This window comes from Candidatus Jidaibacter acanthamoeba (assembly GCF_000815465.1).
GTDB lineage: Bacteria > Pseudomonadota > Alphaproteobacteria > Rickettsiales > Midichloriaceae > Jidaibacter > Jidaibacter acanthamoebae.
The window spans coordinates 1-6,730 of the sequence record NZ_JSWE01000062.1 but is presented as its reverse complement, the minus strand read 5'-3'; the positions used below and the strand labels follow the sequence as shown (position 1 = coordinate 6,730).

Below are 6,730 nucleotides of genomic sequence, written 5' to 3'. Positions count from 1 at the left end.
ATTAAGCTAGTATATAATATTAATATAAAAATATATAGGTCTAGTGATGTATAAGAGGCATAGGTACCCACGTGAAATAATAAGATATGTTAGTTATGTTATATCACAGGTATTCTTTAAGCTTGAGAGATATATCAGAAATATTGTTGTATAGGAATATTGAGGTAAGTCATGAAAGTATAAGAGAATGGAATAAAAAGTTTGGCTCAATAATAGCAAATAATATACGTAAGAAGAGAAGTTATATTCCTGGTGATAAGTGGCATTTGGATGAAATGAGAGTGGTAATAAGAAGAGAGGTTTTTTGGTTATGGCGAGCAATAGACAATCAGGGGCAAGAGTTAGATATTTTATTGCAGAAGAGAAGGAATACTAAAGCTGCGCTTAGGTTTTTTAAAAAGCTACTGAAGAGGCATAATTTTATACCAAAAATAATAGTAACTGATAAATTAAGAAGTTACGGATCGGCAAAGAAATCAATACTCAAATCTAGTGAGCACAGTAAGCATAAGCGATTAAATAACCTAATAGAAAACTCTCATCAACCTACTAGGCAGAGAGAGCGTCAAATGAGGAAATTTAAGGATCCCGGACATACACAACGGTTCTTATCATCATGCAGTCAATTTTTAAATTTATTAAAAGTAAATAGATATAAGTTTAAAGCTTCAGAATATAAAAATAAAATGAGGCTTGCTTTCGAATTATTCAATGAGGCTGCTTCTCAACATTATTATGCATAATATATAGCAAAATGCTTACTTCTTACATATAACAAAATTATTACTCTAAGTTAAGTTGACGGTACCCTATCAATTGCTCTGTATAAGTATAACCATTTACCTTTAACCTTGATATAAGTTTCATCCAGGTACCAGGAAGTGTTGGTGGATTTGACAAAATAGCTAACTTTCTTTTGTATTTCAGGGCCATAATGCTGAACCCACCTGTATATGGTACTTGGGCAGATGTTTAATCCTCTTTATTCCATCATTTCACTTAAGTTACGATAACTAACTCTATACCTAAAATACCAGCGTACACATAATAATATAATCTCCCCTTCATAGTGGCGCCGTTTGAAATCTATAGGCTGATACTTCCTCATATGAATAAATCATTAGTTGCTTGCTTAACTCTATAGCTACTCTCAAATCTTATTCTTTGCAACGCTACCTGGCTGTTCTATCATCTCTGTCTTTAGCATAAATAGTCACTTTTTTACTAAAAAGAGCTTATAACCATACATAGCATGTAGTGCAGACATTCTGACTAAATAAAGAAACAATATAAAATAACAAAGAACAATAAGAATTTAACATTAATTTAAAATAAAAAGTTAATAATGGTTTAGTAATTTTAACATTATTTATATAGGTTATGAACATTATTTAATTACACTAAGCTTGTAACTTTTCTTATTTCAAGAAAAGTTAGCAGTAAACCTTCAATATGAGGATAATAATATGACTTCATCAAATAATCCATTCTATCTATCTTCCCTTAACGGAAAAAACGGGTTTAAAGTAATCGGTAATGATAAAGATGAATTAGGTTGGCAAATAAGCAGTGCGGGAGATGTCAACGGTGACGGTATAAATGATATGATTATAGGAGCTCAGTCTGCAAATAAATATGCAGGTAAAGCTTATGTTCTTTTTGGAAAAGATTCTAAATTCTCTTCTAAACTTAGTGTTTCCAGTCTTAACGGTAGTAATGGTTTTCAAATAGTCGGAGAAAATTCAAAAGATGCATTAGGCTATTCTGTAAGCGGAGCAGGCGATATAAACGGAGATGGCTTAAATGATATAATTATAGGAGCTGTCGGTAAAAATAACCAGCTAGGAGAAGGTTATGTAGTATTTGGTAGTAAATCCGGTTTTCCTTCTACTATAAATGTTTCTGATCTTAACGGCAGTAATGGTTTTGCGATTATCGGAGATGATAAAGAGAGAGGAAGTTCTTTAGGTATGTCGGTAAGCGCTGCCGGAGATATGAACGGTGACGGCCTGGATGATATAGTTATAAGCGCGCCGCAAGGAATGATAAATAATGGCGGTGGAGCAAGTTATGTACTGTACGGAAACAATTTGCCATTACCTCCGATTGTAAACCTGACTAACCTGGAACAATGGAAAGGCCTTACAATTTATGGAGAACAAAACAGCGTTTCAGGGCAATCAATCGGCAAATTAGGTGATATTAACGGAGACGGTTTAGATGATATAATCATAGGTGCTCGTAATGCTGATAACGGTATAGGAGCTGCCTACGTAGTATACGGAAAGGGATCGGAAAATGCACTACAGCATATATATCCGTATATTGGAAATAATAACGGATTTAAAATACAAGGAGATAGTAAGACTAGTTATCTTGGTTCATCAGTGAGCGGTATAGGAGATATTAACGGTGACAGCTTAAATGATTTGGTTGTGTCTTCCGATAGTTCAGGTCCATGCGGCGGTAACCCGACAAATTATGTATTATACGGAAGTAAAGATTTTTCAAATCCTTTTAGTGTATCTAGTATTAACGGGAACAACGGCTTTGCTATTAAGGATAGTACGGGTGCCGGCTTAAAAGTAAACGGCGCGGGTGATATAAATAATGACGGCATAGATGATTTAATTATAAGTAAATCTTATAATGCGTGCGGTGGCCAAGAAACAAGCTATGTATTATTTGGAGATAAACTTGGGTTTCCGCCTGAGATATACATCAACCAGTATAATCTAAACGGCAGCCATGGTTTCCAAATAAATAAGGTACGCTCTGAGGATTCAATGGGTTACTCAGTAAGTGGAGTGGGTGACGTAAATAAGGACGGTATTGCAGATTTTGCTATAGGAGCTCCTCTTGCTCATAGCCACTCAGGGGTAAGCTATATAGTGTTCGGTACGGAAAATATTGAAGATTCCTTGGGCAATGATAGTATGATGAGTAACATTTTTTCTCAACTATTTGATATGTTGCCAGCCGTGTTCTAGTAACTAACCGAAGCTTTATTAGCGTAAAAGTTAATAAAGCTTCTTTATAACCTTCCCTTTAAGATAGACGTCAAACGAGTTTATAATCAAGTATATTTATTTTAACTAGGTCAGAAGCAACCGGCGAGTGAGGAGATAAAAATATAACTCTACAACCAACTAATTGAACTAAAGGTTTCATTACCTGTTAAATATATTTCCTTATAGTTCACGGCGACTATATTATATATACTACTTAGGTATTTAACTTATTTTATAATTACTTTTAAATTGAAATTAAATAATATTGCCTAAATTCATAAGACTAATATGAATTTGCAAGATATACTTAATGCATGTGTAAATAAATTATTAATTGTATGATATTTTATTTAAAATAAATACATTATCTATAGTATTTACTAATAATAAACATAGTTTTTATTTTATAATATAGTTTTAGATCTTACATAAATTAAATAACACTAATATTTTATCTAAAACTTAATTGTTACAAGGTAAGTAAATTGGTTGTGCTGCAAAAAATGAAATTGGGGAAAGAAGTTATCTAATTTTATGGGATTTTTTAGAATGCATAAGTAGGAATTGATAAGTTAAATTGTCTCTCAATAAAGTATTTATTATCTTTTCGGGGGTTGGGTAAAAATACCCAATATTAAAGAAATTAATTTAATACATAGGTAAAATATTAAGGTTATAATAAACTTTTTATGTCTTAAACAAATTTGTATTGGTAATTATTTTTTTGTATAGTATATATCTGCTCAATAGCATAAATAAATAAGGTTGCTTGTATGTCAGAAAATTTAATTTTTCAACTCAATAATGAAACAACATTATATTCTAGCGCTAATAAATGTGCTGTGCCTGCGAATATTAGTTGGGGCTATGCTACTCTTGGAGGCTTAATAGGTCTGAGTATAGGAGACCTATCAAAAGGAGTAGTTGGCATAGTTGCAGGCACAAATTGGTATTCTACCACATATGCGATTATTGGAGGAATTTTTGGCGGGACTCCCGGCGCTGCGATTGGTGCAATTTATGGATTATATAATTATGCTGATGAGTTGAATGAAGCGGCTATATGCCTAAGTGGTAGTTTTCAAACTCCCGCTTCTACAAAAAAAAGTGCTAACATTCAAACACATAATTCAGATGGCTCGAGATTCATAATTTTTGGAAATGATAAATCATTTAAAGAAGAAGATTGTTATATACGTTTTGGAAGAGAATATGAAGAAGGATAGTGTTTCGGAAAATGGAGTAGTTAATTCCAGCGCTTTCTATTTTATATGGCTTTTTATAAGTTTTGGAGTATTTAAAAATCCATGTCATTTTTAATTTATCTTCCAAAACTTATCCTATTAGGGAAATGAATATATAATTACAAAATAACTAAAGCCTAATTTTGTATTGGCTAATTCTCTATTACCAAGTACCTTTCTTCAACTAAAGGTGGTAACTTTATTCTCTTAAGCATACATTTAGCTCGCTTGGATAATCCGGTTCAAACTCATGTACTTCAAGCTTAACTCTAACAAGCTCAAATATAGACCTGATAAACTCATCGGTTTGCCTTAGCGGTAGCTTAAGTAACATATGAATAATTAGCATCATCTCTATTACATAATCAGAATAAAAGGCCAACCTTCCGCCAAATAATATATGAATATCACAGAGTTAGTAACTAATAGTATTTTAAGTTTCATATATTATATCTAGCTTTAATATCAATAATATTGATTATCCGCCAGCGTTAATATTGTATACCTGATACCTACCTATCAATAAGGTTATTTATGATTAGGTATTATAAAACTTTACTTTTTTTAGAATATGAAACGAACAATTATATAAATTTGAGGTATTAATTACATGGCTAATTTATTTATAAACCCCTTCCCTTTATCAAGCCTTAACGGAACCAACGGGTTTCGGCTAAAAGCAATGTTATTGGATCAGACAAGCACTGCAGTAAGCGGTGCAGGGGATATTAATGGTGACGGCATTAATGATATGATTATTGGTATTCCTCTTACTCAAGGCGGAATAAGCTATGTAGTATTTGGAAGTAAATTTCCCTTTCCTCCGAGTATGAATTTATCAAGCCTTAACGGAAGCAACGGTTTTCAACTGAAAGAGTCAATACCGAGTCGATATTCATGTATTAAAGTAAGCGGAGCAGGAGATATCAATGGTGATGGTCTTGATGATTTAATTATTGGTGCCCCTCTTGCTAATTCTTACGCTGGAGCAAGCTATGTAGTATTCGGAAGCAAATTTCCGTTTCCTCCACTAATTGATTTATCGAGCCTTAACGGAAAAAATGGGTTTCAACTGAACGGTACACTATCGGTTAAGTTTTCAGGCAATGCAGTAAGCGGAGCAGGAGATATCAATGGTGACGGTATTGATGATTTAATTATAGGTGCTCCTGATAATGCTTCGGGTTATTATAATGGAGCAAGCTATGTAGTATTCGGAAGCAAATTCCCATTTCCTCCAAGTATGAATTTATCAAGCCTTAACGGAAGCAACGGCTTTGAACTCCAAGGAGAGCAATTGAAGGGGGTTTCAGGTTTTGCAGTAAGCGGGGCAGGAGATATCAATGGTGATGGTATTGATGATTTAATTATAGGTGCTCCTCTTGCTAATTCTCATGCCGGAATAAGCTATGTAGTATTTGGAAGCAAATTCCCATTTCCTCCAAGTATGAGTTTATCAAGTCTTAACGGGAAAAACGGGTTTCGACTCAAAGGAGTAGAGGTATCTGATAATTCAGGTTATGTAGTAAGTGGAGCAGGGGATATCAATGGTGACGGCATTGATGATTTAATTATAGGTGCTCCTTATGCTACTTATGGCGCCGGAATAAGCTATATAGTATATGGAAGTAAATTCCCATTTCCTCCAAGTATGAGTTTATCAAGCATTAACGGAAGCAACGGGTTCCGACTTAAAGGGCGGTCGGAGCATGATATGTCAGGCACTGCAGTAAGCGGAGTAGGAGATATCAATGGTGACGGTCTTGATGATTTAATTATTAGTGCTCCATCTGCTTATTTTGGCACCGGAGCAAGCTATGTATTATACGGAAGCAAATCTCCATTTCCTTCAAGCATGTATTTATCAAGCATTAACGGGAAAAACGGGTTTCAACTAAACGGGGAAGCATCATATGATTATTCAGGTCGTGCAGTAAGCGGAGCAGGAGACATCAACGGTGACGGTTTTGCTGATTTACTTATTGCTACTTCACATCCTGGTTCTGCCGCAAGCTATGTAGTATTTGGTTCATATGACCTTTAGGTTTAGATACTGATATATTGAGTTCCGGCTAGAGTAATCTAGCCGTCACTGTCAAGTTATTGCACTTGGTAATTAATTTCGGCAGTGTTGCGAGAAATGAAATATAAAGGTAGGTATAAGGTAAGGCGCAACTTAATAATTATGCATATGAAAAAGTACAAGTCTGTAGATTTCAAATGGCGCCACTATGAAGGGAAGATTATATTATTATGTGTACGCTGGTATTTGAGGTACAGACTTAGTTATCGTAATTTAAGTGAAATGCTGGAAGAGAGAGGATTAAACATTTCTCCAAGTACCATATACAGGTGGGTTCAGCATTATGGGCCTGAAATACAAAAGAAAGTTAGCTATTTTGTCAAATCCACCAACGCTTCCTGGTACCTGGATGAAACTTATATCAAGGTTAAAGGTAAATGGTTATACTTATA

General features: G+C 34.2%; 5 protein-coding genes and 2 pseudogenes. 5 read left to right on the top strand and 2 right to left on the bottom strand.

Going from position 1 to position 6,730, the window contains the following annotated elements; translation table 11 throughout:
• Nucleotides 1–86 precede the first annotated feature (86 nt).
• The gene (locus NF27_RS02350) at nucleotides 87–743 is read left to right on the top strand and encodes an IS6 family transposase (RefSeq protein ID WP_204367852.1); all 657 of its coding nucleotides are present in this window, start codon (nucleotides 87–89) and stop codon (nucleotides 741–743) included.
• 53 nt (nucleotides 744–796) lie between these two features.
• Here NF27_RS02350 and NF27_RS12960 read toward each other — a convergent pair.
• Nucleotides 797–1,108, bottom strand: a pseudogene (locus NF27_RS12960) (IS6 family transposase); the annotation flags it as partial.
• 358 nt (nucleotides 1,109–1,466) lie between these two features.
• Between NF27_RS12960 and NF27_RS02345 the strand changes: the two are divergent.
• Both NF27_RS02345 and NF27_RS02340 read left to right on the top strand, forming a co-directional pair.
• Entirely contained in the window at nucleotides 1,467–2,990 is a 1,524-nt protein-coding gene (locus tag NF27_RS02345) for an integrin alpha (protein ID WP_053332510.1), read from the top strand.
• A gap of 794 nt (nucleotides 2,991–3,784) precedes the next feature.
• Nucleotides 3,785–4,237, top strand: coding sequence for a hypothetical protein (locus tag NF27_RS02340; protein WP_039455404.1), 453 nt, complete (start codon nucleotides 3,785–3,787; stop codon nucleotides 4,235–4,237).
• A gap of 217 nt (nucleotides 4,238–4,454) precedes the next feature.
• Here NF27_RS02340 and NF27_RS02335 read toward each other — a convergent pair whose 3' ends face one another.
• The gene (locus NF27_RS02335; RefSeq protein ID WP_039455401.1) at nucleotides 4,455–4,637 is read right to left on the bottom strand and encodes a transposase; all 183 of its coding nucleotides are present in this window, start codon (nucleotides 4,635–4,637) and stop codon (nucleotides 4,455–4,457) included.
• A gap of 228 nt (nucleotides 4,638–4,865) precedes the next feature.
• Here NF27_RS02335 and NF27_RS02330 point away from each other — a divergent pair, with 228 nt between their 5' ends.
• Both NF27_RS02330 and NF27_RS02325 read left to right on the top strand, forming a co-directional pair.
• Nucleotides 4,866–6,299 carry an integrin alpha gene (locus tag NF27_RS02330; RefSeq protein WP_053332509.1) on the top strand — a complete coding sequence of 478 codons (1,434 nt, stop codon included), beginning with the start codon at nucleotides 4,866–4,868 and terminating at the stop codon, nucleotides 6,297–6,299.
• Between the two features lie 147 nt (nucleotides 6,300–6,446).
• A pseudogene (locus NF27_RS02325) lies at nucleotides 6,447–6,730 on the top strand (IS6 family transposase); the annotation flags it as partial.